The sequence below is a fragment of the Alkalilimnicola ehrlichii MLHE-1 genome (assembly GCF_000014785.1).
In the GTDB taxonomy this organism is placed as follows: domain Bacteria; phylum Pseudomonadota; class Gammaproteobacteria; order Nitrococcales; family Halorhodospiraceae; genus Alkalilimnicola; species Alkalilimnicola ehrlichii.
In genome coordinates, this window is sequence record NC_008340.1 from 2,594,778 (window position 1) to 2,619,719 (window position 24,942).

At 67.0% G+C, this 24,942-nt stretch carries 21 protein-coding genes and 1 tRNA gene; 11 read left to right on the forward strand and 11 right to left on the reverse strand.

The annotated features are described in order from the left end of the window. Positions 1–256: 256 nt before the first annotated feature. The 4 genes from clpX to MLG_RS11605 all read right to left on the reverse strand — a co-directional run bounded on the left by clpX (position 257) and on the right by MLG_RS11605 (position 3,897). A complete protein-coding gene (gene clpX / locus MLG_RS11590) occupies positions 257–1,534 on the reverse strand; it encodes an ATP-dependent Clp protease ATP-binding subunit ClpX (protein WP_011630023.1) in 1,278 nt (425 codons plus the stop codon). A 202-nt stretch (positions 1,535–1,736) separates the two neighbouring features. Then, positions 1,737–2,381 carry an ATP-dependent Clp endopeptidase proteolytic subunit ClpP gene (gene clpP / locus MLG_RS11595; RefSeq protein WP_011630024.1) on the reverse strand — a complete coding sequence of 215 codons (645 nt, stop codon included), beginning with the start codon at positions 2,379–2,381 and terminating at the stop codon, positions 1,737–1,739. A gap of 6 nt (positions 2,382–2,387) precedes the next feature. After that, the gene (tig, locus tag MLG_RS11600; RefSeq protein WP_011630025.1) at positions 2,388–3,740 is read right to left on the reverse strand and encodes a trigger factor; all 1,353 of its coding nucleotides are present in this window, start codon (positions 3,738–3,740) and stop codon (positions 2,388–2,390) included. 70 nt (positions 3,741–3,810) lie between these two features. Then, a tRNA-Leu gene (locus tag MLG_RS11605) sits at positions 3,811–3,897 on the reverse strand. Positions 3,898–3,976: 79 nt separating this feature from the next. Here MLG_RS11605 and MLG_RS11610 point away from each other — a divergent pair. Further along, complete coding sequence (locus tag MLG_RS11610) at positions 3,977–4,735, forward strand: YdcF family protein (RefSeq protein WP_011630026.1); 759 nt, start codon at positions 3,977–3,979, stop codon at positions 4,733–4,735. Positions 4,736–5,487: 752 nt separating this feature from the next. Here MLG_RS11610 and MLG_RS11615 read toward each other — a convergent pair. From MLG_RS11615 to MLG_RS11640, 6 genes are all read right to left on the reverse strand, one after another. Then, positions 5,488–5,775 carry a GIY-YIG nuclease family protein gene (locus MLG_RS11615; RefSeq protein WP_011630027.1) on the reverse strand — a complete coding sequence of 96 codons (288 nt, stop codon included), beginning with the start codon at positions 5,773–5,775 and terminating at the stop codon, positions 5,488–5,490. A gap of 33 nt (positions 5,776–5,808) precedes the next feature. After that, a complete protein-coding gene (locus MLG_RS11620) occupies positions 5,809–6,558 on the reverse strand; it encodes a sulfite exporter TauE/SafE family protein (RefSeq protein ID WP_011630028.1) in 750 nt (249 codons plus the stop codon). Between the two features lie 479 nt (positions 6,559–7,037). Then, complete coding sequence (locus MLG_RS11625) at positions 7,038–8,225, reverse strand: Wadjet anti-phage system protein JetD domain-containing protein (RefSeq protein WP_011630029.1); 1,188 nt, start codon at positions 8,223–8,225, stop codon at positions 7,038–7,040. After that, complete coding sequence (locus MLG_RS11630; RefSeq protein WP_011630030.1) at positions 8,222–11,599, reverse strand: ATP-binding protein; 3,378 nt, start codon at positions 11,597–11,599, stop codon at positions 8,222–8,224. The genes MLG_RS11625 and MLG_RS11630 overlap by 4 nt, the downstream gene beginning before the upstream one ends. 17 nt (positions 11,600–11,616) lie before the next feature. Next, a complete protein-coding gene (locus tag MLG_RS11635) occupies positions 11,617–12,216 on the reverse strand; it encodes a DUF4194 domain-containing protein (protein WP_011630031.1) in 600 nt (199 codons plus the stop codon). Positions 12,217–12,220: 4 nt separating this feature from the next. Further along, positions 12,221–13,657: a DUF3375 domain-containing protein gene (locus MLG_RS11640; RefSeq protein ID WP_011630032.1), complete on the reverse strand. Its 1,437-nt coding sequence runs from the start codon at positions 13,655–13,657 to the stop codon at positions 12,221–12,223. 1,010 nt (positions 13,658–14,667) lie between these two features. Here MLG_RS11640 and MLG_RS11645 point away from each other — a divergent pair. From MLG_RS11645 to MLG_RS11665, 5 genes are all read left to right on the forward strand, one after another. Beyond that, positions 14,668–15,798, forward strand: a complete 1,131-nt coding sequence (locus tag MLG_RS11645; RefSeq protein WP_011630034.1) for an ATP-binding protein — start codon at positions 14,668–14,670, stop codon at positions 15,796–15,798. Continuing rightward, positions 15,795–16,766 carry a ParA family protein gene (locus MLG_RS11650; protein WP_011630035.1) on the forward strand — a complete coding sequence of 324 codons (972 nt, stop codon included), beginning with the start codon at positions 15,795–15,797 and terminating at the stop codon, positions 16,764–16,766. Before MLG_RS11645 ends, MLG_RS11650 begins: the two co-directional genes overlap by 4 nt. Positions 16,767–17,517: 751 nt before the next feature. Next, complete coding sequence (locus MLG_RS11655; RefSeq protein ID WP_011630036.1) at positions 17,518–17,769, forward strand: helix-turn-helix domain-containing protein; 252 nt, start codon at positions 17,518–17,520, stop codon at positions 17,767–17,769. After that, positions 17,769–19,082, forward strand: coding sequence for a type II toxin-antitoxin system HipA family toxin (locus tag MLG_RS11660; protein WP_011630037.1), 1,314 nt, complete (start codon positions 17,769–17,771; stop codon positions 19,080–19,082). The genes MLG_RS11655 and MLG_RS11660 overlap by 1 nt, the downstream gene beginning before the upstream one ends. A gap of 578 nt (positions 19,083–19,660) precedes the next feature. Beyond that, positions 19,661–20,782, forward strand: a complete 1,122-nt coding sequence (locus tag MLG_RS11665; protein WP_011630038.1) for a hypothetical protein — start codon at positions 19,661–19,663, stop codon at positions 20,780–20,782. Between the two features lie 95 nt (positions 20,783–20,877). Here the strand turns inward: MLG_RS11665 and MLG_RS15890 are convergent, their stop codons facing one another. Then, positions 20,878–21,006, reverse strand: a complete 129-nt coding sequence (locus tag MLG_RS15890; RefSeq protein ID WP_269490046.1) for a hypothetical protein — start codon at positions 21,004–21,006, stop codon at positions 20,878–20,880. 57 nt (positions 21,007–21,063) lie between these two features. On the opposite strand from MLG_RS15890, the gene MLG_RS11670 reads away from it, so the two are divergent. The 5 genes from MLG_RS11670 (at position 21,064) to MLG_RS15605 (ending at position 24,362) form a co-directional block, all read left to right on the forward strand. Further along, a complete protein-coding gene (locus MLG_RS11670) occupies positions 21,064–21,450 on the forward strand; it encodes a glycosyltransferase family 2 protein (protein WP_049753579.1) in 387 nt (128 codons plus the stop codon). A gap of 379 nt (positions 21,451–21,829) precedes the next feature. After that, the gene (locus MLG_RS11675) at positions 21,830–22,075 is read left to right on the forward strand and encodes a DUF6364 family protein (protein ID WP_041718050.1); all 246 of its coding nucleotides are present in this window, start codon (positions 21,830–21,832) and stop codon (positions 22,073–22,075) included. Then, positions 22,072–22,473: a PIN domain-containing protein gene (locus MLG_RS11680; RefSeq protein ID WP_011630040.1), complete on the forward strand. Its 402-nt coding sequence runs from the start codon at positions 22,072–22,074 to the stop codon at positions 22,471–22,473. Before MLG_RS11675 ends, MLG_RS11680 begins: the two co-directional genes overlap by 4 nt. A gap of 840 nt (positions 22,474–23,313) precedes the next feature. Beyond that, the gene (locus MLG_RS11685) at positions 23,314–23,928 is read left to right on the forward strand and encodes a type II toxin-antitoxin system MqsA family antitoxin (RefSeq protein WP_011630041.1); all 615 of its coding nucleotides are present in this window, start codon (positions 23,314–23,316) and stop codon (positions 23,926–23,928) included. Continuing rightward, positions 23,925–24,362, forward strand: a complete 438-nt coding sequence (locus tag MLG_RS15605; RefSeq protein ID WP_011630042.1) for a protein-export chaperone SecB — start codon at positions 23,925–23,927, stop codon at positions 24,360–24,362. Before MLG_RS11685 ends, MLG_RS15605 begins: the two co-directional genes overlap by 4 nt. Positions 24,363–24,942 lie beyond the last annotated feature (580 nt).

The following is a 24,942-nucleotide window of genomic DNA, read 5'->3' on the forward strand; positions in this document are numbered from 1 at the left end:
GCCCCCTGCCCCCGTCACTGCGAGCCCCGAAGGGGCGTGGCAGTCCATGCCGGGGTGTGGATCGCCGCGTCGCTTCGCTCCTCGCGATGACGGGGAGAAACCCTCCGGCCCGCGCGATGACGGGGTGATGGGCCCCCACCGTCACTGCGAGGAGGCGAAGCCGACGTGGCAGTCTACCCCTCTGGATCGCCACGGGCCTTCGGCCCTCGCGATGACGGGGGTGGTGCCCCGCGATGCCGGCGTCTGCCCCCACCGGTCAGTCGGAGGAAGCCGCCCGCGACTGCTCCTGATTGCCGTAGATGATGTAGGGCCGCGTCTCGCCGCGGATCACGGCGTCGTCCACCACCACCTTTTCAACGTTCTCCATGGAGGGCAGATCGTACATGGTGTCCAGCAGCACGTGCTCGAGGATGGTGCGCAGGCCGCGGGCACCGGTCTTGCGGTCCATGGCCTTGCGGGCCACGGCGCGCAGGGCGTCCTCGCGGAACTCCAGCTCCACACCCTCCATCTCGAACAGCTTCTGGTACTGCTTGACCAGGGCGTTCTTGGGCGCGGAGAGGATCTCCACCAGGGCCTGCTCGTCCAGCTCCTCCAGGGTGGCGACCACCGGCAGGCGGCCGACAAACTCCGGGATCAGGCCGTACTTGACCAGATCCTCGGGCTCCACGTCCTGCAGGGTCTCACCCACCGAGCGCTTCTCGTCCTTGGACTTGATCTCGGCGGAGAAGCCGATACCGCCCTTCTCGGAACGGTCCTGGATGACCTTGTCCAGGCCGGCGAAGGCGCCGCCGCAGATGAACAGGATGCCGCCGGTGTCCACCTGCAGGAACTCCTGCTGCGGGTGCTTGCGGCCGCCCTGGGGCGGCACCGAGGCCGTGGTGCCCTCGATCAGCTTGAGCAGCGCCTGCTGCACCCCCTCGCCCGAGACGTCGCGGGTGATGGAGGGGTTGTCCGCCTTGCGCGAGACCTTGTCGATCTCGTCGATGTAGACGATGCCCTGCTGGGCCTTCTCCACATCGTAATCGCACTTTTGCAGCAGCTTCTGGATGATGTTCTCCACGTCCTCACCGACGTACCCCGCCTCGGTCAGGGTGGTGGCGTCGGCAATGGTGAAGGGCACGTTGAGCATGCGCGCCAGCGTCTCGGCCAGCAGCGTCTTGCCCGAGCCGGTGGGGCCGATGAGCAGGATATTGCTCTTGGACAGCTCCACCTCGTCCTTGCGGCTGCCCGCCTCGAGGCGTTTGTAGTGGTTGTAGACGGCCACCGAGAGCACCTTCTTGGCGTGCTCCTGCCCCACCACGAACTCATCCAGCACCTGGTTGATCTCGTGAGGCCGCGGCAGGCCCGCCCCCGCGGAGCTGGACTGCTCCTGCAGCTCCTCGCGGATAATGTCGTTGCAGAGCTCGACGCACTCGTCACACACAAACACCGAGGGCCCGGCGATCAGCTTGCGGACCTCGTGCTGGCTCTTCCCGCAGAAAGAACAGTAAAGGAGCTTGCCGCCGTCGTCTCTGCCGTTGTCTTTGTCGGTCATGACCTGACCTCGCCTCGCGAAATTGGACTTACTTGCAATTAACGATGCCTGTTTTCAAAGTAGCACGCAAGTCAACCACGGCGCGTTGGTGAGCGCCGCATGAGCGCACCTACAGGCAATATGGAGGATTGCGTAAGGGGGTGCAACGGAAGGGTGGGAGGTCGTCGTGCCCCGGGGCCGTCCCCCGGGGCACCCGGCGCGCTCAGGCCTGATCCAGCGCCTTGCGGTCGGCCAGCACCGCGTCCACCAGGCCGTACTCACAGGCCGTGTCCGGGCTCATGAAGTTGTCGCGGTCGGTGTCCCGCGCGATGGTCTCCATGTCCTGACCGGTGTGGTGGGCCATGATGCGATTCAGCCGGTCCCGCATGTCGAGGATCTCCCGGGCGTGGATATCCACGTCGGTGGCCTGGCCCTGGAAACCGCCCAGCGGCTGGTGAATCATCATCCGCGAGTTGGGCAGCGCGTAGCGCTTGCCCTTGGTCCCGCCGGTGAGCAGCAGCGCGCCCATGCTGGCGGCCTGACCAATACACACCGTCGAGACATCCGGCTTGATGAACTGCATGGTGTCGTAGATGGCCAGCCCCGCCGTCACTGCGCCCCCCGGGCTGTTGATGTAGATGTGGATGTCCTTATCGGGGTTCTCCGACTCCAGGAACAGGAGCTGGGCGACGATCAGGTTGGCCATGTGGTCCTCCACCGGCCCGACCAGGAAGATCACCCGTTCTTTCAGCAGGCGGGAGTAAATATCGTACGCCCGCTCACCCCGGGCGGACTGCTCCACCACCATCGGCACCAGGCCGGTGGCCTCGATCTCCGGGGCCAGGCCCTCGCGGCGCTCATCGCTCATACGGGCTTACTCCTTCGTCTCGTCTTGCTTGGACTCGCCCTCGGCCGACTCGGCCTCGGGCTGCTGCGGGCTCATCAGCTCCTGCAGTGACATGGGCTTGTCCTCGACCTGCGCCTGCTGGACCACGTAGTCGACCACCTGGTCCTCCAGCACGGCCACCTCCACGCCCTCCATCAGCTGACGATTCTGGGCGTAGTAGCGCAGCACCTCTTCGGGCTGCTCGTAGCCGGCCGCCATCTCCTGCAGCGACTGCATGACCCGATCGCGGTCGAGCTTGATGTCGTTGCTGCGCACCAACTCGTTGACAATCAGGCCCAGGGCCACCCGGCGGCGGGCGTTCTCCTCGAACAGGGCGGCCGGCAGGTCGTCGGGCTCCTCCTGGCCGGACTGCTGCTGGCGGGACTGCTCCTGCTGGCGCAGCTGGTCGATCTCGGCATCCACCAGCACCTTCGGCAGTTCGATATCGGTGATATCGAGAAGCTGGTCCATCACCTGATGCTTGACCCGGCTGGCAACGGTCTGGTCGCGCTCGCGCTCCAGATTGGTCTTGATCGCCTCGCGCAGCTTCTCGACCCCGCCCTCCTTGACGCCCACCTTCTCGGCGAAGGCATCGTCGATCTCCGGGTACTCCGGGGCCTCCACCGTCTTAACCGTGACCGCGAACTGCCCGGCCTTGCCGGCCACCTCGCTGTCGGGGAACTCCTCCGGGAAGGTGTGCTCGATGGTGGTCTCGTCGCCGGCCTTGACGCCGGTGAGCCCCTCCTCGAAGGCCGGCGGCATCTGCCCGGCACCCAGCACCACGGGCACGTCGTTGCCCTCGTTGCCGGAGAACTCCTCACCGTCCACGGTGCCCTTGAAGTCGATGACCACCCGGTCCCCCTCCTGGGAGGCGCGGTCCACCTCGTTGTACTCGGCCTGCTGCTTGCGCAGGCGCTCGAGCACCTCATCCACGTCGGCGTCGGTGATCTCCACCTGCGGGCGCTCGACCTTGATCTGGTCCAGGCCGGTGACCTCGAAGCTGGGCAGCACCTCGAAGGTGGCCTGGTACTCCAGGTCCTTGCCCTCCTCGGTCTGCTTGGGCTCGATCTCGGGGTTACCGGCCGGGCGCAGCTCCTTCTCACGCAGCGCCTCACTGTAGGTGCTCTGGACCAGCTCGCTCAGCACCTCGCCGCGCACCTGGGGCCCGTAGCGCTTGCGCACCACCTTGAGCGGCACCTTGCCCGGGCGGAAGCCGTCCATGCGAACGTTGCCGCGAAGCGACCGCAGGCGCTGATCCACCTTCTCCTCGACCTGCTCTGCGGGCACCTGCACGGTCATGCGGCGACCCAGCCCCTCGGTCGTCTCCACTGAAACTTGCATTGAAAACCCCTTAACCGTCCTGTTCGCGGCGCCGCCGGGCGGCCACCGCCGTGTCTTTGAACTTGATGTGTGGTGCGAAAGGGGAGACTCGAACTCCCACGGGGTCGCCCCCACCAGGACCTAAACCTGGCGCGTCTACCAATTCCGCCACTTTCGCGCTTGAATCTTGGTAGCCGGGTAGTATAGCGCCAGCAACGCCGCGGGAAAAACCACCCGCTTTACGACGAGGGAGACGCATGGGAACGCTGAAGACGCTCATCGGCCTGCTGGCCATGCCGCTGCCGCTGGCGGCGGTGCTGCTGTTGGCCGGCCTGCTGGCCGTCGGGTTGGGCCGGCAGCGGCTGGGCCTGACGCTTCTGGCCGCAGCGCCGGCGTTGGTGGTGGTGCTGGCCTGGGCACCGGTGGCCGACCGGCTGCTCGCCCCCCTGGAGCAGCGCCACCCGCCGGTGCATGACGCCCGCGACCACCCGGAGGCGCAGGCCATCGTGGTGCTCGGCTCGGGTTACTCCCCCCACCTGGCCCTGCCGGTCACCGCGCAGCTCAACGACAGCGGCCTGGTGCGACTGAACGAAGGCATCCGCCTGCACCGCCAGCGCCCGGCGCTCCCCCTGATCGTCTCCGGCGGCGCCCGCCCCGACCAGGCCCCGATCGCCGAGGGCTTCCGCCGCGCGGCCATCGCCCTGGGCGTTGCGGACGACCGCCTCCTCCCCCTCACCGAGCCCCGCGACACCGCCCAGGAGGCCTATGCCACCCGCGAGGTCCTAGGCGAGGGGGCCACCGTGTTGCTGGTCACCTCCGCCTCTCACATCCACCGCGCCCAGGCGCACTTCCACCGCGCCGGCCTCAACCCCATCCCGGCCCCCACTCGCCACAAGGCCGGCCACGTCCGCCCCGCCACCCCCGGCTACTGGATCCCCAGCGCCACCCACCTGCGCAAGAGCGAACGGGCCCTCTACGAATACATGGGCCTCCTGGCCGCGGGGCTGGACCACTGACAACAAAGCCCCTCGACGATCCACACGCCGCATGGACTGCCGCGCCCCCTTCGGGGGCTCGCAGTGACAGTGGAGGCACCACCCCCCGGTTATCGCGAGGGCCGCCACCTCCTCCCCGTCATCGCCAGGGCCGCCACCTCCTCCCCGTCATCGCCAGGGCCGCCACCTCCTCTCCGTCATCGCGAGGGCCGAAGGCCCGTGGCGATCCAGAGGGGTAGACTGCCACGTCGGCTTCGCCTCCTCGCAGTGACAGTGGGGGTACACCACCGCCCGTCATCGCGAGGAGCGCCCCTCCCCCCGTCATCGCGAGGGCCGAAGGCCCGTGGCGATCCAGAGGGGTAGACTGCCACGTCGGCTTCGCCTCCTCGCAGTGACAGTGGGGGTACACCACCGCCCGTCATCGCGAGGAGCGCCCCTCCCCCCGTCATCGCGAGGGCCGAAGGCCCGTGGCGATCCAGGGCGGTAGACTGCCACGTCGGCTTCGCCTCCTCGCAGTGACAGTGGGGGTACACCACCGCCCGTCATCGCGAGGAGCGCCCCTCCCCCCGTCATCGCGAGGGCCGAAGGCCCGTGGCGATCCAGGGCGGTAGACTGCGACGTCGGCTTCGCCTCCTCGCAGTGACGGTGGGGGTGGGTCCCCGCTCGCAGCGACGGCGGGGCTTCCCCCGTCATCGCGAGGGCCGCCCCTCCCCTCGTCATCGCGAGGAGCGAAGCGACGCGGCGATCCATACGCCGCCCAGGACCGCCACGCCTTAAATGATGTCGTGATACAAATCCCGCCACCCCGGATTCATTGACTCTATCAACCCCACCTTCCGATTCCGGTTTCCCGACTTCAACTGCTTCTCCCGGCCGATGGCCGATGTCATGGTTTCATGGACTTCATACCACACCAGCCGATGCAGGCCGTACCGTCGGGTAAACCCATCCACAAAGCCGGATTTATGCTGCCAGACACGTTGCACCAGGTTGCTGGTGACGCCGACATAAAGCGTGCCGTTCCGGCCATTGGTCATGATATAGACACAGGGTTGGTTCATATGAGCCCTCCTTGGCCCTGAGTGATTCGCCGCCTATCCCCACTGCACCACGCCCCGCACCAGCGTATACCCCCCGGCGACCAACGCCACTCCCAGCATCAGGTTCCGGTACGCGGCCAATGGAATCCAGTGGCCGAGGTACCGCGACACCCCCAGCCCCAGCACCACCCCCGGCAACAGGCTGGCGGCCAACGCCACATCCTGCCAGCCGAACCGCCCGGCCATGCCCAGCGCCGTGAGCGACATGACGCTCATGGGCACGAAAATGGCATATAGCGTGCCGCGCACCCGCGCTGGAGAGGCGTTCTGATAGGCCAGCCCCAACGGCGGCCCACCCACTCCGGTAATCGTGCCCATGGTCGCCGCGCACAGGCTGCCTGAGAACACCACGCTGCCGCGGGGCTGCACCTGGAGCCGGACCCAGCTCAGCACCACGGCCACCACAATCAGCGCCCCGAACAGGGTCTGCCACGCCGACAGCGGCAGCAGGCCGATCACCAGATAGGCCAACGCCGCCCCCAGCAGCGCCCCAGGCCAAGCCCAAGCCAGATCACGCACCACCACATGACGGGCATTGGCGCGCAGCAGCATCAGCGGCAGGATACCGCCGATCAGGACCAGCGGCGCCGGCACCAGGGTCGGGTGGATCAGAAACAGCAAGGGCGCGCTGAACAGGGCCACGCCGTACCCGATCACGCCCTGGATCGCCGCACCGACGACGACGACACTCACCGCCAGCACCCACTGAAGCAGGCCCAGATCACCGAACACGATTGTCTCCATTGCAAGCCATCATTCCCGCCGCAGCCAGTGTGCCAACCTACACCGCGGTTACCGGACTGCACAGAGGGGCGTGGCAGTCCAGGCGGCGGGTGGATCGCCGCGTCGCTTCGCTCCTCGCGATGACGGGGGTGGGTGCCGCCCCCACCGTCACTGCGAGGAGGCGAAGCCGACGTGGCAGTCTACCGCTCTGGATCGCCACGGGCCTTCGGCCCTCGCGATGACGGGGGTGCCCCGTTCCTCGTTGATTCGGGCCCGCGCAGCGGGGAGGGGGGCTCGCGATGACGGGGTGGGTGCCGCCCCCACCGTCACTGCGAGCCCCGGAGGGGCGTGGCAGTCCAGACCGAGGGCTATTGGCTGCGGCTACAAAACGCTTACGATCTGGAGGAGGCACGCCGCCACATGGCCGCATGAGCGGCAGCACCTGCTGCGCAGTTCACGGGCTTGTATTTAGCCCTGCTTCCGTTGCGCCTTGAAAGGCCTCAGATCTGCCGCAACGCACGCTCCAAATGCCCAAAGCCGATCCGCTCCTGTTCCAGCCTCAGGCAATCCTGCAGGGTATCTTCCCGCAGGTCCTGGAAAAGCGCCTGTTCCGCCTCGGTGAGTAGCGAAAGGCGCCCTGTGAACCGCTTGTTAGCCGGCTCCCGCCCCCACATCTCACGGTGCATCTCCAACGTCTCGCGGTCCATGAGCAGGGATCGGGCGTGGGGCAGGCGGGTGCGCAGGCGGTGGAGCATGGCGAAGCCGTGGGTGTCGATATCGCCCCAGTAGTGGACCGCCACCTCCCGCAGCCAGCCAACCCCCGCCAACCGCTCCAGCCCATAGCCCAGACCGAAGATCACCAGGCCGCCCGGGTGGTCGGGGAAGGCCAGGCCATTGATCTCGTTCTCGGTGATGAAGACCCGGCGCACCGGCAGGCGCAGGTCGGCGAACTGTTCCGGGGGCACCGAGAGGTCGCTCAGCCCCTGCACGTAGAGGGCGGGGTCCAGCAACCGGAAGCGCACCAGCGCCGGCTTCTCCCGCAGCCCGAAACGCCGTTCGAAGCCCCGGGCGCCGGTGGCCGACGGGTCGATGGCGGCCTCGGGCAGCACCGCGTCCAACAACTCGGTGAACAGCCGGCGCCGGGCCTCGATGAACTTGGTGTCCACCCCGGGGATGTCCAGTTGCCGCAGATAGATACCGGGCCGGGGGTGGGCGCGGAACCAGTCCAGCACGTCCAGAATGCGCGGCCAGGCCCCGGCCTCCGCCAGCGCCTGCAGCGGCCGCCGGGCCAGCCAGTCTGCCAGCGACGGGAAGCGGCGCAGGGTCTCCCCGGCCAGCGCCCGAAAGCGGGCCGCCTCCCGCTCACGGCCGATCAGGCGCAAGCCGTCCGCCTCGCTCGGGACAATCGCCCCGGCGGGCAGGTCATTGGCCCCATGCACCCGGTGGTTCACCCGCCGCCACTCGATCCCGTAGCCGTACCCCCGCTCATCGCGGCTGCCGGCCTGAAGCTGCTGCACCCAACGGCGCACGGCGACGAAGTCCTCGGCCAGATCCCGGGAGGTGGGGCGGCGCAGCCGCAGCGTGAGCGGAAAGAGCGACTCGCCGCGCACATAGGCGGCCAGCCAATCGCCGCGCTCCCATTGGCGCAACAACTGCTGGCGCAGCTCGTCGGGTGTCGTCCAACTCATGGCGCGATACGCTGGCGGGCGGCCTTCTCCGCCTGGTACTCCGCAATGGTGAGATTGCGCACCATAGACTCGCGCCCCTCCACGTTGTGCACAAACCCCACGCTGGCCACGAAGGGCTCGATGATGTGGATCTTCTGCAACGGGGTGACGATCAGCAACTGCAGGTTCAACCGCTGGAACAGCTCCAGGCCGTAACGGGCGGACTCGTCCGAGCCGCGGCCGAAGGCCTCGTCGATGACCACGAAGCGGAACGAGCGCGAGCGGGTCTCGCCCCACTCCAGCCCGAACTGGTAGGCCAGGCTCGCGGCCAGCACGGTATAGGCCAGCTTCTCCTTCTGCCCCCCGGACTTGCCCCCGGAATCGGCGTAGTGCTCGTACTCGCTGTCGTCCTCGCGCCAGCGTTCGGAGGCGGAGAAGACGAACCAGTTGCGCACATCGGTGACCTTGCGGGTCCAGCGCCGGTCCAGGTCGGTGGTTCCCTCCCGGCCGCGGAAGCGCTCGATGATGGCCTTCACCTGCAGGAACTTGGCCTCGGAGTACTGATCGTCGTCCGAGCCGGTCACCGCCCCCTCGGTGCAGGCGCGCAGGCTCTGCTGAAAGTCGCGGATCTCCGCGTCCGGGGCGCTTTCCGCCATCAGGGTGATGTAACGGTTGTCGTTGTAGTCGATCTCACGCAGCGAGCGGTTGATGGTGCCGATGCGCTCCAGGATCGCCTGGCGCTCCCGATGCAGCCGGCTCTGGAAGGCGGCCACCTCGCGGATGGTGTTTTCGTTGAGCAGCTCCTTGAAGCGGGCCTCGAAGCGGGGCAGATCATCTGCCTGCAACTGCTCGAGCATGGCGCGATAGTCGCCGGCGGCCTCGACGCTCACATCCACCTCCTGGCTGTCCAGCGGCCAGGCGTCCTGGTAGCGGCGCATGGCGTCGATGATGCGGTCGCGCAACTGCGCCAGGCGCTTGTCCTCCGCGTCGATCTTGCCCTGCAGCCATTCGCGCATGTCCTTCTCGCGGTTGTCGCAGGACTCCACCGTCAGGGTGTGCTCACCCAGGGCCTCGTCGCGCATGGCGGCCAGGCGCGGAAAGTAGGTCTGCTGCGCCTCTTCCGGTGTCGACTCCAACAGCGTGTGGCAATCCTGCCACTGGGCCCGGGCCTGCTCCTGTTTCAGCTCGTTGGCGCTGATCTCGCGATCCGCCTGGCGGACCTCGCCCTCGACGCCCTTGATGGTCTTTTCCAGCTCATCCAGTTGCCGCTCCAGCGCCCGGAGCACGTCCGAGCCCTCGGCCAGCTCCCGGTACTCGCGCTCCAGCGCCTCAATGTCGGCAGCCAGCGGACGCCAGTCCAGGGCCTGAAAATCCTGGAACAGGGTCAGCTCCTGGATGGTGTCGCGGCGGGCCTCCTGGGCCCGCCGTTCGTCCTCCCAGCCACCGATGCGCTTGGCGATGGCCTGCATGCGCTCGGCCAGCCCGTCGGCCTCGGCCTCCAGCGCGGCGATCTTCGCCTCGTTGCTCCAGCCCAGCACATAACGGGTGCGGTCATCGATACGGTGGCGGTCGTCCTTCTCGTGGCGGCCACCGCCGGCCTTTATCTGCCCGGCACGGGTGATCGCCCGCTTCTCACGACGGAATTGCTGCAGATCGGTGCAGCAAGCGTAATCGAAGCGCTGCGCCAGCGCCTGCTCCAGCCAGGTATAAAACGCCGACTCCGGCCGGATGGCCAGCTTGCGCACCAGCGAGTCGGCGTGCAGCGACGGCGGCGGCGCGTCGCGGGCTTCGCGCACGCGGTAGTAGACCAACCGCCCCCGCAACCGGGTGCGGTCCACCCACTCGGCGACGCGGGCGTAGTGGCTGTCGGGCACCAGCAGCGACAGGCCGAAGTTGTGCAGCACCCGTTCGATGGCGCCCTCCCAGTCGCGCTCGTCGTCACGCACCTGCAGCAGTTCACCGGCGAAGGGCAGGTCCTCGGCGGGCACCTCCAGCGCGCGGCACAGGGCGGTGCGGATGGCGAGGATCTCCGCCGGGATGTTGGAGCGTCGACCGCGCAGCGATGCCAGCTCGGCATCCAGGTCCTCGTGCCGCCCCTTGAGCTGGTGCAGCTCCACGCTGGCCTCCGTAATCCGGTTCTGCAGCTCGCTGCGGGCGGTCTCGGTGGCCTCGCGGGCCACGGTGAGCGCCTCGCGGTTGGCGTGAAAGACCTCGTCGCTGGTGGCATCGGGCAGCTCCAGCCGGTGCGCCAGCCGCCGGTAGCGCTCGGCCTTCTCGCTGCGCTCCGCCTTCTCCCGCCGCTTGCGCTCCAGCTCCGCCTTGATCCGCTCCAGGCGGTCGCCGCCGTTCTCGGCGATCGCCTGCTTGAGCTCGTCGCGCCGGGCCCGCTGCTCGGTGAGCCGAGTGCTCAGCCCCTCAATGCGCTGCTGCAGCCGCTCGTGCTCCTGGCCCAGGTTGTCCAACCGGCGGTCCAGCAGCTCGGCCTTCAGCGAGGCGAACCAGGGCCGCAACGCCTGGCGGCAATCGCGCAGCTCCCGGGCCCGGGTGGCCCGTTGGTCGTGCTCGTCGGCATCGCGCACCAGGGGAATCAACTGCGCCACCTGCGACTTGGCCTTCAACACCGCCTCGTGGGCCCGGTTGAGGTCGTCGAAATGGCGGATCAGCGCCTCGATCCGCTCCTCGACGGGGAAGGCCTCCAGCATGTGACTGCGCACGAACTCGGTCAGGTTACCCACCGACTTCATGGAGACCGTCTGGTTAAAGAGCTCCAGGGCCTGCTCATTGTCGATGCCGAAGCGCCGCCGGAAGGCACCGCCGTAGGGCGGAAAGGTGTCGTACAACTCCACGTGGGGCAGCCCGCGCAGGCGCTTGCGCAGGTTGGCCAGGTCGGTGCCGAAATTGGCGAAGTGCTCGGCGATGTTCAGCGGGCGGTCGGCGACCACGAAAAACCGCGCCGGCTGGCCCTGGGTGTCCTTCATCCAGAAGACCTGGGCCAGGGTCACATCGTGGCCGAAGCCCTCGTTGTGGAAGTGGCCGAGGATGACCGAGTAGTTGTTATGGTCGCGCAGGCCCACCGGCTTGCTGGCCAAGCCGGCGTCGCTACGCTCCGACTTGTAGTAGCCGAGGACGTAAGAGCGCAGGCTGCGCTCCTTGGCCTCCGCGCCGGCGGCCTTGTTGTAGGTGATCCGCTGAGCCGGCACCAGCAGCGTGGTGATGGCGTCCACCAAGGTGGACTTGCCGGAGCCGATGTCCCCGGTCAGCAGGCTGTTGTCGCCGCCGGGCTGCAGCGACCAGACGCGGTCGTGGAAGGTGCCCCAGTTGAACACCTCCAGCCGCTGGAGGCGAAAACCGGTGCGCTGGTCGGAGCCGGCGAAATCCAGTCCCTGGGTTTCCATACGATGGGGTTCCATGCTCACTGCCCGTCGCCGGCGGTAGTGGTGGCCTCGGCGTGCTCGCGGTACTCGGCCAGGCGCTGGTCGAACTCCGCCAGCCACTGGGCGTCGATATAGGCCTTGATGATCCGGCGCACCTCGTACTGATTATCCTGCCCGCGCAGCCGGCGCAGGAAACCCAGCTCCACCACCTTGTTGATGTCCGCGTGCACCCGGTCCACCAACTTCGCCTCGTTGGCGCTGGCCGGCAGGAAGACACGGATCAGCTCCACGATCTGCTCCCGCGAGAGGATCAGCCGCGGGTCGCCGCCGCCGGCATCGTGCTCCACCAGCTTCTTGCGCAGCAGCGCCAGCAGCAGGCTTACCGGGTAGGTGAGCTGGCGGCGCGGCACCAGCCGGGGCAGCTCCGGCTCGTCCTCGGCGGGGGTCCGCTGGCGCAGGCAGGCGTGGCCCTCGGCCTCGTCCAGCATCAGCTCCAGCCCGAGCACGGCCACGTGGTCGCGCACCCGCGCCTGGTGGTCCTCAAGCACCTGCCAGTAGCGAGGGTTCTGGTCCTTGTACAGCACACCCTTGAACAGGGTGATCAGCATGGCCGAGAAGTCGGCGTCCTGTTCGCTCATAGGCTCAACGGCAGAAGATAACCTGCGGTAGCGTGGCGCTGCGGGCAACGCCGTCACGGTCGCGCCAGTATACGGTCTGCTGGCGGGTTTCATCGATCACGCTGCGGTGATCCTCTGTGGCCAGGGCCAGGTAGACCACCAGTTCGGCCAGGCCCTGCTCCAGCGGGTGTTGCTCCAACAGGGCCGCCAGGCTGATCTGCTCGCGGGTCTGCAGCGCCCGGCGCACCTGCCCTTGCAGCCGGGTGCGGTCCACGTAGGCCTGGTCGAACAGCGCCGCCACGTCGCCCTCCGCCTCGCCCGCCTCCAGCACCTGCTGCTCGATGCGCGGCGTAACCGGCGGACTGAAGAGCGGGCGCTCCATGGGCAGCTCCACCCGGGGCGCGGGTTCGTCCAGGGCCATGGTGAAATCCCGGGGCGGGGCTTCCCGCAGGTGCAGGGCCTGCTGCTCCAACTCGCGGATCAGCCCCATGATGCGGCGGTTCTCCAGCCAGGCCTGATCGTCCAGATAGCGGCGCAACTGCTCGGAGAGCCGCGCCACCACCCGCTGGGTGTGCTCGCCCGCCGCCAGCCAGTCGTAATGGATGCGGGCCAGGGTCGGGTCGGGCGCCACCTCGGTCACGGGCTCGAGCGCCAGGGTGCGCTCGAGCAGTTCGGTCAACTCCTCCTGGCGAGCCGGGGACATGAGCAGATCCCAGAAGGCGCGGAAGCTGCGGCCCTGGTCGGAATCGGCGATGCGGTCGTGCTCGCCGAAGACCTGGTCGAGGATATCGCCCTTGCCGCCCTCCCAGGTGGCCACCTGCTCGCGCACCTGGCGGTCCAGCGCGCGGAAGTTGGCCTCCACCTGGCGGAAGTCCCCCAGCAGCCCGCGGGCCGTGTCGGCCATCTGCAGAAAACGCTCGCGCAGGCGGGTGGGGTCCATCAGGTTCAGGTGCCCGGCCCGCACCTCGTCGATCTCGCGCTCGATGGCGTCGCGCCGCGCCTCCAGATCGCGCAGGCGGGCCTCCGGGTCGGTCTCCGCCCCCTCCACGATCTGTTTCAGCAGATCAAACACCAGGGTGAGCCGCGACTCCGCACCGATAAAGTGGGCCTGCTCCAGGCCCGCCAGCCACTGGATCGCCTGCTCGGTGGCCGGGGTGAGGTCGTAGTGGGGTTCGTCGCTGTGCTGCGGGTAGTACTTGCGCAACCAACCGCGCTCATCGGCAGCCCAATATGCCAGGTACTCGTGAGCGCCCTGCTGGTAGGCCTCGTCACCCAACCGGGCGCGCAGGTGGTAGAGGTAGTCCTCCAGCGCATTCTCCAGCTCCGAGGCCGGCAGCGCCCGCACGTTGGGCACCACGAAACAGCGGTGCAGAAAGGCCACGACCATCGGCGCGTTACCGGCCTGCAACAGGCGCCACCCCGGATGGGTGCGCCGCAGGCTGTATAGGTGATCGTGATCCATGGGGCTCGGGGTCGGGAATGTCGGGGGATTGTAGCAAGGTGGCCGGGCCTCGGCCTATGACGGCGTGTGGATCGCCGCGTCGCTGCGCTCCTCGCGATGACGGAGGGGTGGGTGCCCCCCACCGTCACTGCGAGCGCGGATCCGCCCCCACCGTCACTGCGAGGAGCGAAGCGACGTGGCAGTCTACCCCTCTGGATCGCCACGGGCCTCCGACCCTCGCGATGACGGGGGGTGTTACCCCACCGTCACTGCGAGGAGGCGAAGCCGACGTGGCAGTCTACCCCTCTGGATCGCCACGGGCCTCCGGCCCTCGCGATGACGGGGGGTGTTGCCCCCACCGTCACTGCGAGGAGGCGAAGCCGACGTGGCAGTCTACCCCTCTGGATCGCCGCGGGCCTCCGGCCCTCGCGATGACCGGGGGGTGTTGCCCCCACCGTCACTGCGAGGAGGCGAAGCCGACGTGGCAGTCTACCCCTCTGGATCGCCACGGGCCTCCGGCCCTCGCGATGACGGGGGGTGTTGCCCCCACCGTCACTGCGAGGAGGCGAAGCCGACGTGGCAGTCTACCCCTCTGGATCGCCGCGGGCCTTCGGCCCTCGCGATGACGGGGGGTGTTGCCCCCACCGTCACTGCGAGGAGGCGAAGCCGACGTGGCAGTCTACCCCTCTGGATCGCCGCGGGCCTTCGGCCCTCGCGATGACGGGGGGTGTTGCCCCCACCGTCACTGCGAGGAGGCGAAGCCGACGTGGCAGTCTACCGCCCTGGATCGCCGCGGGCCTCCGGCCCTCGCGATGACCGGGGGGAAAGCCTCCGGCCCTCGCGATGACGGGGATAACCCGTCAACCTGAGGGGCGGCCGTTGGACAACGTAATTAGAGACTCATACCATATTGAGCATCCCTCCCGGCAACCTTTTGACAGCCACCGGGAATCCCGAGCCCCCAGAAGCCACCTTTCATGTTAAGCGACCAAGACCTGCTTGAACGCCTACGGAACGGGGAGTCCCGTCGGGTGGAGTTCAAACCCTCCACGGCGCAAAATACCGCGATCCGGAGGGCCATCTGTGCATTCGCCAACGATCTTGATGGGCAGGGCGAGATCGGCGTGATCTTCGTGGGGCTCAACGATGACGGGACCTGCAAAGGGATCGAACATCCAGACCGCGACCAGAAGAAGCTATCCGACTGGGCCTTGGGGGGCGACATCCTCCCCCTTCCTGACGTGGAAATCGGTTATCGCGAGCTGGACGGTTGCCCTGTCATAGTCGCCGAGATACGCCCCCACCAAGAACCCCCGGTACGCTACCAGGGCCAGGCGTGGGTCAGGGTTGGCACCACCAACCGCCGCGCTACTCCGGAACAGGAGAGACGTTTGGCGGAGCGACGGCGGGGCGGAGACCTTCCCTTCGACCATCGGCCGGCCCCCGGCGCCAGTCTTGATGACCTCGATCTGAGGTACTTCGAGCGCGAGTACCTGCCCAATGCCGTCGCACCGGAGGTCCTGGAAGAGAACAACCGTAGCATCGAAGATCAACTCAACGCCCTCAGGTTTCTCACCCAGGGCCAAGTCAACCACGGTGCTCTGCTCGTCCTGGGGCACGACCCGACCGCCTATATACCGGGGGCCTACGTGCAGTTCCTACGCATCGACGGAACCGAGCTGGGCGACCCCATCAAGGACGAAAAGAGACTGACCGGCAACCTGCCCGAGGTCATGGCGCAGCTGGACGAGTTGTTGGAGGTGCACATCCAGGTTGCTGTCGACATCGAGGCCGGATCACGGGAGCAGCGCCAGCCCGACTACCCCGTTGTTGCCTTGCAGCAACTCACCCGGAACGCCCTCATCCATCGCGCCTACGAAGGCAGCCACGCGCCGGTCCGCGTCTATTGGTTCAGAGACCGGGTGGAAATTCAGAACCCCGGCGGACTCTACGGCCAAGTCACCACCGACAACTTCGGTCAGGGTGTCACCGATTACCGCAACCCCCTGATAGCAGAAGCCATGCATATTCTCGGCTACGTACAGAGATTCGGGTTCGGCATCCCATTGGCACAGCGCCACCTGCGGGAAAACGGCAACCCCGACCCCGATTTTCAGTTCGCGCCAGAGTTCCTGGCCGTCACCGTGAGGGCAGTGACGTGATAACCATTGCCTTCTTCAACAACAAGGGTGGCGTCGGCAAGACTGCTTTGGTCTACCATTTGGCCTGGATGTTCGCCGATCAGGGCCGGTCCGTGCTCGCCGCGGACCTGGACCCCCAAGCCAACCTCTCCACCATGTTCCTGGACGAACAAAGCCTGGAAGGCTTCTGGCCGGAGGGGGACAGCACGCATACCGTACTCTCACCCATACGCCCACTGCTGGAAGGCGAAGGCGGCATCGAAAGCCCTCATGTTGAGCCCATCGAGGACCTAGGCCTGCTGGTCGGAGACCTGGCCCTGTCCGGCTTCGAGGACGAACTCTCCCAGCAATGGCCCCGCTGCCTGGACGGCGAGAAGCGGGCCTTTCGCATCATCGGCGCCTTTGCCGAAGTCATCCAACGTGCCGGCGCCAACCGGGAAGCCGACCTGGCGCTGGTGGATGTCGGCCCCAACCTGGGAGCCATCAATCGTGCCGCACTCATTGCCGCAGATTATGTGGTCGTGCCCCTGGGGCCGGACCTCTTTTCCCTGAAGGGACTGCAAAACCTGGGCCCCACCCTCCGACGGTGGCGTACGGACTGGCGCAAGCGGCTGCAGGAATTACCCACCAATGTACAAGCCCCATCGGGGCAAATGACGCCGATCGGTTACGTGGTCATGCAGCATTCCGTCCGACTTGACCGGCCGGTCAAGGCGTATGGCAAATGGATGGACCGGATCCCCAGCACTTACCACCGTTACGTCCTCGACAAACCGGACGCTGCCAACCTGCGTGTCGACGACGACAGCGAATGTCTGGCTGCATTGAAGGACTATCGGAGCCTGATGCCCATGGCTCAGGAAGCCCGCAAGCCCATGTTTCACCTCAAACCGGCGGACGGCGCCATCGGCTCCCACGTCCGTGCGGTACAAAACTGCTACAAAGATTTCCGGGACCTGGCAGCGGCTATCGACAGCCGCACGCAGTGACGGTGGGGGCACCCCCCGTCATCGTGATGAGTGCAGGCCCTCCCCCCGGCATCGCGAGGGCCGAAGGCCCGTGGCGATCCAAGGCGGTAGACTGCCACGTCGGCTTCGCCTCCTCGCAGTGACGGTGTGGGCAACACCCCCCGTCATCGCGAGGGCCGAAGGCCCGTGGCGATCCAAGGCGGTAGACTGCCGCGTCGGCTTCGCCTCCTCGCAGTGACGGTGTGGGCAACACCCCCCGTCATCGCGAGGGCCGAAGGCCCGTGGCGATCCAAGGCGGTAGACTGCCACGTCGGCTTCGCCTCCTCGCAGTGACGGTGGGGTAACACCCCCGTCATCGCGAGGGCCGAAGGCCCGCGGCGATCCAGGGCGGTAGACTGCCACGTCGGCTTCGCCTCCTCGCAGTGACGGTGGGGGCAACACCCCCCGTCATCGCGAGGGCCGAAGGCCCGCGGCGATCCAGGGCGGTAGACTGCCACGTCGGCTTCGCCTCCTCGCAGTGACGGTGGGGGCGGATCCGCGCTCGCAGTGACGGTGGGGGCCACCACCACCCCGTCCTCGCGATGACAGGGGTGTTGCCCCCTCCCCGTCCTCGCGAGGAGCGCCCCCTCCCCCCGTCATCGCGAGGAGCGCAGCGACGTGGCGATCCACACGTCAGCCAAAACACAACGGCATCGGCATCAACACATATCGTCGCGTTATGCGCCAAACACGATACTATTGATTTATGCCTCATAGCACATAAACTATCATCATGATCGATCTCGCCCGCACGCCGAAGCAGGTCGGCAACCTCATCCGTCGAAGCCGGAAGCAACAGGGCCTTACCCAACAAGCGCTTGGGGCGAAGGCCGGTTACCGGCAGGAGACCATCTCGCTCATCGAGAATGGCCATCCGGCCGCCAAGCTGGAAACCCTCCTGGCTATCCTCGCCGCGCTCGATCTCGAACTCCGGATCGCACCACGCTCCAAGGGAAGCGCCGCTGACATCGAGGACCTCTTCTGATGCCCCGGCGTCGGCGCCACCCTCCGCTACACGTCCTGCTGAACAACCGCCACGTCGGCCAGCTCCAAAAGGCGGTGGACGGTGCAATCAGTTTTACCTACGAGCAAAACTGGCTGGACTGGGACCACGCCCTACCCGTCTCGCTCTCCCTTCCCCTCCGCGAAGACCCCTACCGGGGTGCACCGGTGGCGGCAGTGTTCGACAACCTCCTGCCCGATGCCGAGCCGCTCCGCCGCCGCGTTGCCGAGCGCGTTGGCGCCGAGGGCACCGACGCCTACAGCCTGCTCTCAGCCATCGGCCATGATTGCGTCGGTGCCCTGCAATTCGTCGGCCCCGACGCCCCGGCCCCCGGCGACACCACCCAAATTTCCGGCCAGGTCATTGACGAGGACGACATCGGGAGGCTGCTCCGGGGGCTGGCCCAGGCCCCACTGGGGCTGGACCGCGACGAGGCATTCCGGATCTCCATTGCCGGGGTGCAGGAGAAGACCGCCCTGCTCCGGCATGAAGGCCGCTGGCTAAAACCCCACGGCACAACCCCGACCAGCCACATCCTCAAGCCTCAGATCGGCCAGTTGCCGAACGGCATCGACCTGTCCAACAGCGTCGAGAACGAATACTACTGCCTCAAACTGGCTGCCGCCTTCGGGTTGCCCGTCAACAGGGCCGAGATCCACACCTTTGGGCCCACCCAAGCACTCGTCGTCGAGCGCTTCGATCGCCACTGGACCCACGACGGCCGCCTGCTCAGACTCCCGCAGGAGGACTGCTGCCAGGCCCTATCCGTCCCGCCAACACGCAAGTACCAGACCGAGGGTGGCCCCGGTATCGTGCAACTTCTTGAACTGCTCAACGGCAGCGACACCCCGGCCAAAGACCAGGCGACCGTCTTCAAGGCACAGATCTTCTTCTGGCTGATCGGCGCTACCGACGGGCACGCAAAGAACTTCAGCCTGTTTCTGCGGCCACAGGGCGCGTTTCGCCTGACCCCGCTGTACGACATCCTGACCGTCCAGCCGAGCCTTGCCGGCCGGCAAATCGAACGCAAGCAGATGAAACTGGCCATGGCCGTGGGGCGCGGAAACCGCTACCGGATCCATGAAATCCAGGGCCGCCATTTCCTACAGACCGGCGCCGCCGCCCGCCTGCCGCGCACCTTGGCCACCAACGTCATCGAGGACATAGTGACCCGCGCGGACAACGCCATCACGCAGGTCGAAAGCGCCTTGCCCCCCGACTTCCCCCCGGCAATCCACGAAAGCGTGAAGGCGGCCATCGCCGGGCGCCTGGGGGTATTGCAGAGGGCGGGGTGAGTGAAGGCTTCCCCCCGTCATCGCGAGGGCCGGAGGCCCGTGGCGATCCAGAGCGGTAGACTGCCACGTCGGCTTCGCCTCCTCGCAGTGACGGTGGGGGCGATTTTCCGCTTCCGGCACAGTCAAGTTCTTCAAGAGAGGGCCGGAGGCTTTCCCCCCCGTCATCGCGAGGGCCGAAGGCCCGTGGCGATCCAGGGCGGTAGACTGCCGCGTCGGCTTCGCCTCCTCGCAGTGACGGTGGAGGTAGCCTGCCGCTTCCTGCACCGCCCAGTTGTTCAAGAGTCCCGTAGGGGCGTGGCAGTTCAGGGCGGCGGGTGGATCGCCGCGTCGCTGCGCTCCTCGCGATGACGGGGAGGGGCTGCGCTCCTCGCGATGACGGGGAGGTGCTGCGCTCCTCGCGATGGCGGGGAGGGGCTGCGGGCCTCGCAATGGCGGGGTGGTGGTGCTTTGGGCATCGCGGGGGCGGGGGCGTTTGCGGCGCGGAGGATGGTGCTATGATGCTCATAAGGTCGTGCATTTTTAGTATAAAATAGCTATATAGTGCACTTTTTCCGATCGCTCTACGGAGAACGAGCCCAATGAAAAAGAAGAACACCCTCACCACCCCCCTCATGCTTTCAGGACTGCTGGTCGGCTCTGCCTTCACCCTGAGCGGGTGCGTGAGCAGTTCCTCCAGCAGTGGGGACGACGCCACCGGCCCGCAGCATGACAGCCAAGGCGTGTTTGCCGCCGGGGCGCCGCTGAATAACGAGCAGGAGCTCGACGACGTCATCGCAGCGGCCAACCGGGCCGTCGGCGAGGACGGGGTTGAGCAATTCCTTGATGAGTTGGAAGGTGCAATCTTCGTCAAGAGCGTCGATGTGGCCGGTGCCTCGACCACCGATGACGCCGATCGCACCACGGCAGCCCGCGACCGGCTGCGCGAGCGTGCCGGCAGGTGGCGCCAGGAGGACGCACCGGACCGGGTCATCGCCGCCACCGTCCAGCAGGACGACTGCCCCAACGGCGGCCATATCGTCATCACCAGTGACAGCACCGAAAACGACCGTTACGAGCGCTGGGATACCACCGTGGCGTTCCACGGCTGCGCGGTGAACACGCCCTCCTGGGGTGACGTGGTGGTGAACGGGCAGCTCGACGAAACCTGGGAGGAGTCCTGGGGCGATGAAAACTTCGAGAACTACTCCGTCCACTTCGATATCACCGGCAGCGCCGCCGGGGGTGATCTGGTCCTCTCCGGCGAGGAACACTGGGGCATCCGCGCTCGGTCGGGCGACGTTTTCTTCAGCGAGCAGGTCCGCATCCCGCGGCTCGAGTTCCTGGCCGGCGAGCACTACATCGGGTTCCTGGACGTGGACCTGAACTACGTGGAGCGAGAGGTGGAGGAGCAGGGGACCACCCGGTACCCCTACGAAGACCACTGGAGCGGTCGCATCGGCACCTCCGGCATGCAGGGCCACATCGCGCTGGATACCCCGAAAACCGTCGCCGGGCCGAACTACGATGCCTGCCCCACAGAGGGCGAGTTGACCATCAGCGGCAATGGCACCGCCTCCGTGCTCTTCGGGATGGACACCGGCATCTCCAACGCAGAAGTCGCCCTGGTGATCAACAACGCGCTCAGCCAAACCTGGGATGACTGCGACGACTTCTTCGACGAGTTCGACCTGCTCGAAGGCATCTTCCACGGCGGCCTGTAAGCCCACCTCAGCACCCGGCCCCGGGGGGTTCCCCGGGGCCCGTGCCGACACCCTCACCGCATTCCAGCCTCAGTCCGGTACCGGTTCAACGGTCGCTATCGCCGCCGCGGCGGCCAGGCCAGGCTGAAGTCCCCGTCGTTAAAGGCCACCGGCAGGTCGGTCTCGTTCAGTCCGCCCACCGCCTGGTAGCGCTCGCGACGGACCACGAGACAGGCGGCGGTCACCGCCCAGTCCTAGCACCACGCCCCCGTGCTGCGGGCGCTGCACAAGGGGTGGCCGGGATGATCAGCGTATCCATCGTCAGCCACCGCCACGGCACCATGGTGGCCCGGCTGGTCGACGCCCTGCTGGCCCTGCCGGAGGTGGGTCAGGTGGTGCTCACCCTCAACCGCCCGGACTGGGTGGCGGGCCTGTTCATCCTGGTGCGGGCACCGGCCTACCAGGCGGTGGGCGGCTTCGACGAGGACTACTTCCTCCACTACGAAGACGTGGGCCTCTGCGCCCGCCTCTGGGCCGCCGGCCACCCGGTCGCCCTGGACTGCAACGTCAGCATCAGCCACGACGCCCAATACCGCAGCCACCGGGACCCCATCCACTTCCTCTGGCACGTCGGCAGCCTACTGCGCTACCTCCGCAAACACCAAGGCGGCGCCCGCCGCCCGCAGTAATCGCGGGGCACCACCTACCCCGTCATCGCGAGGGCCGAAGGCTTTCTCCCCGTCATCGCGAGGGCCGAAGGCTTTCTCCCCGTCATCGCGAGGGCCGAAGGCCCGTGGCGATCCAGAGGGGTAGACTGCCACGTCGCTTCGCTCCTCGCAGTGACGGTGGGGGCGGATCCGCGCTCGCAGTGACAGTGGGGGGCGGATCCGCGCTCGCAGTGACAGTGGGGGGCCACCAACGCCCCGTCATCGCGAGGAGCGAAGCGACGCGGCGATCCACACCCCGCCATGGACTGCCACGGCCCTACAGGGCACGCAGTGACGGTGGGCCCGACACATGCCGTACAATACAAGCGTGGATGCCATACTCCCTGGGAGGCCCGGGACAATGAAACAGGAAACGACCAAGATCACCATCCGTCTACCGCGACAAGACGTCGAGTTCGCCAAGGCCTACGCCAGGGCGCACGGCCTCAGCATGACTGAAGTCATTGATCGTTACCTGCGTCGCCTGCGGGCGCTAGAGCGCCACCAGCCCAGCCCCGAACTGGACGCGATCACCGGCCTGCTGCCAGCCGACCTGGACGCTGAACAGGCGTACCGAGACCACTTAGTCGAGAAACATCGCCCGTGATCATGCTGGACCTGAACGTTCTTCTGGACGTTCTGCAAAAAAGGGCGCCGCATTATCAGGCATCCGCCGCCGTCCTCGAGCATGTCATCCACGGTGAAGAACAAGGCGCACTCAGCGCGCACGCAGTCACTACGGTTCACTACCTGGTGAGCCGGTACGCGACTCGCGCCGCGGCGGACGGCGCCCTGGATTGGCTTCTCCGGCACTTTCACGTGTGTGCAGTGGGCCGTGACGAACTGGAACAGGCCCGGTCCCTTGGCTGGCCCGACTTCGAGGACGCGGTTCTGGCATGTGTCGCGCAGAGTGCCGGGTGCAGCTACATCGTGACGCGAAATATCAAGGACTTCGAACGATCACCGGTAACGGCGTTAACGCCGCAGGAGTGGCTACTTCGCTGAGCTGAGTCCGAACCCTCCGTCATCGCGAGGGCCTCCTCCCCCGTCATCGCGAGGGCCGAAGGCTTTCCCCCCGTCATCGCGAGGGCCGAAGGCTTTCTCCCCGTCATCGCGAGGGCCGAAGGCCCGTGGCGATCCAGAGGGGTAGACTGCCACGTCGCTTCGCTCCTCGCAGTGACAGGGGGCGCACCCCCCGTCATCGCGAGGGCCGAAGGCCCGTGGCGATCCAGGGCGGTAGACTGCCACGTCGGCTTCGCCTCCTTGCAGTGACGGGGTGGCCCCTCCCCCGTCATCGCGAGGAGCGCAGCGACGCGGCGATCCATACCCCGGCATGGACTGCCACGCCCCTTCGTAGGCTTGCACAGCCAGTGTAAGGAACAACGGCTACGTTGAGATCAGGCCAAGGAAGACATATCATAATGATAAGTCCCAAACCAAACGTAAGCGCCTTTGATGGTTTCCCACCTACGGCGACTGAAGACCGCGCCATCCAGGGTGGGCCACTGTATCCGCCGGACACCGTGGTGGCGCTGGCGAGGGAAGAAGCGCTCGCTTTCTGGAGCCGAGGGGCTATTCGAGACGCAGAGAAGTGGGGGCTTGATGTCCCGAGCGCGTGTCAATTAGTGGTAATGGCCGTCCGGCACGGCCACTACCTGGGCGCACAATGGTGCATCCAGGGGCCTCGCGGGCCATGGGCAGCCTGCGACGCCTACAAAGTCACGAATCACGAGTGGATCGAGCATGCCCATCGGCACATACCGGTCACGTATTACCTGAAATTTTGTATCGCGAAGACCGGAGCAATGCTGCTTTCGGTCTCCAACCACCCGGAGGGTACCTGACATGACCCGGGGCACTCGCAACGCACTACGGCCCTGCCCCGCCTGTGGCGAGGGTCGCCTGGAGCCCAGGCAAACGACTCAGCGGGCGGAACATGCCGGCCTCAGCGAGGCAATCCCATTGCACTACGCCGTGTGCGACACCTGCGGATCCGAACTCGCAGAAGCCCCCGAGGCGAAAGCCAACAAGCGCGCCATGACCGCATTTCGCAAGCGCGCCGATGGCCTGCTCACCGGGGCGCAGATGCGGCAGGCCCGCAAAGCGCTGGGGCTTACGCAGGCGCAGGCCGCAAAGCTGTTCGGCGGCGGCCAAGTAGCCTTCTCCCGCTATGAGAACGACGACATCACGCAAAGCGAGGCCATGGACAGCCTGGTCCGCGTTTGCCTGGCCCAACCAGCCAACCTGACATTGCTGGCTGACCAAAAGGGCGTCTCAGCAATATTCACAACGGACGACAACTGGGCCAACGCACTCGTGCGGCGCCACATCCTTGGCATCAAGAGCGCCCTGGAGCACCAGATCGCCCCGGACCGCGTTGCCGAGCCAAGCCCTCAAGACCCCTTGAAGCGACACGCCAAAGTCATTGACATTCAGCGTTGGAGAAAAGCCGCAGCATGAAAGCCAGCCCGCTGACCCTGCACGGGATCGAGTTCGTGCGCGTCCACGTAGAATCCGATCTCGAGGCGGAAACACGCCGTGCAGAGCAATTCCAGTTCGACGGCACCACTCTAAAGTGGGGGCTGGACCACGGTCGCGACGAGGATAACGGAACTTGGTGGGTGGCCGTTGGTTTCGGGACCCACCAAGAGGACGACGAACCACGGTGTCCCTACATTTTGGATGTCCAGGCCGTCGGCATCGTTTCTGTCTCGGACCAGCTCCCCGAGAAAGACCACGAAAAACTCGCTTTCGAATACGGCGCCGCCCTCGTCTACGGCGCCATTCGCGAGATGGTCACCAACATCACCGCCCGTAGCCTCGCCGGACCGCTAATGCTTCCCACGCCAAGCTTCATCGGCGCACTGGAAACAAGAAAGCAGCCGGGCAACTGAGAGACACCGCTTGCCTCCCCACCCCGTCATCGCGAGGGCCGAAGGCTTTCCCCCCGTCATCGCGAGGGCCGAAGGCTTTCCCCCCGTCATCGCGAGGGCCGGAGGCCCGTGGCGATCCAGAGGGGTAGACTGCCGCGTCGGCTTCGCCTCCTCGCAGTGACGGGGTGGCCCCTCCCCCCGTCATCGCGAGGGCCGGAGGCCCGTGGCGATCCAGGGCGGTAGACTGCCGCGTCGGCTTCGCCTCCTCGCAGTGACGGGGTGGCCCCTCCCCCCGTCATCGCGAGGGCCGGAGGCCCGTGGCGATCCAGGGCGGTAGACTGCCGCGTCGGCTTCGCCTCCTCGCAGTGACGGGGTGGCCCCTGCCCCGTCATCGCGAGGGCCGGAGGCCCGTGGCGATCCAGAGGGGTAGACTGCCGCGTCGGCTTCGCCTCCTCGCAGTGACGGGGTGGCCCCTCCCCCCGTCATCGCGAGGGCCGAAGGCCCGTGGCGATCCAGGGCGGTAGACTGCCGCGTCGGCTTCGCCTCCTCGCAGTGACGGGGTGGCCCCTCCCCCCGTCATCGCAAGGGGTGGACCCAGGAA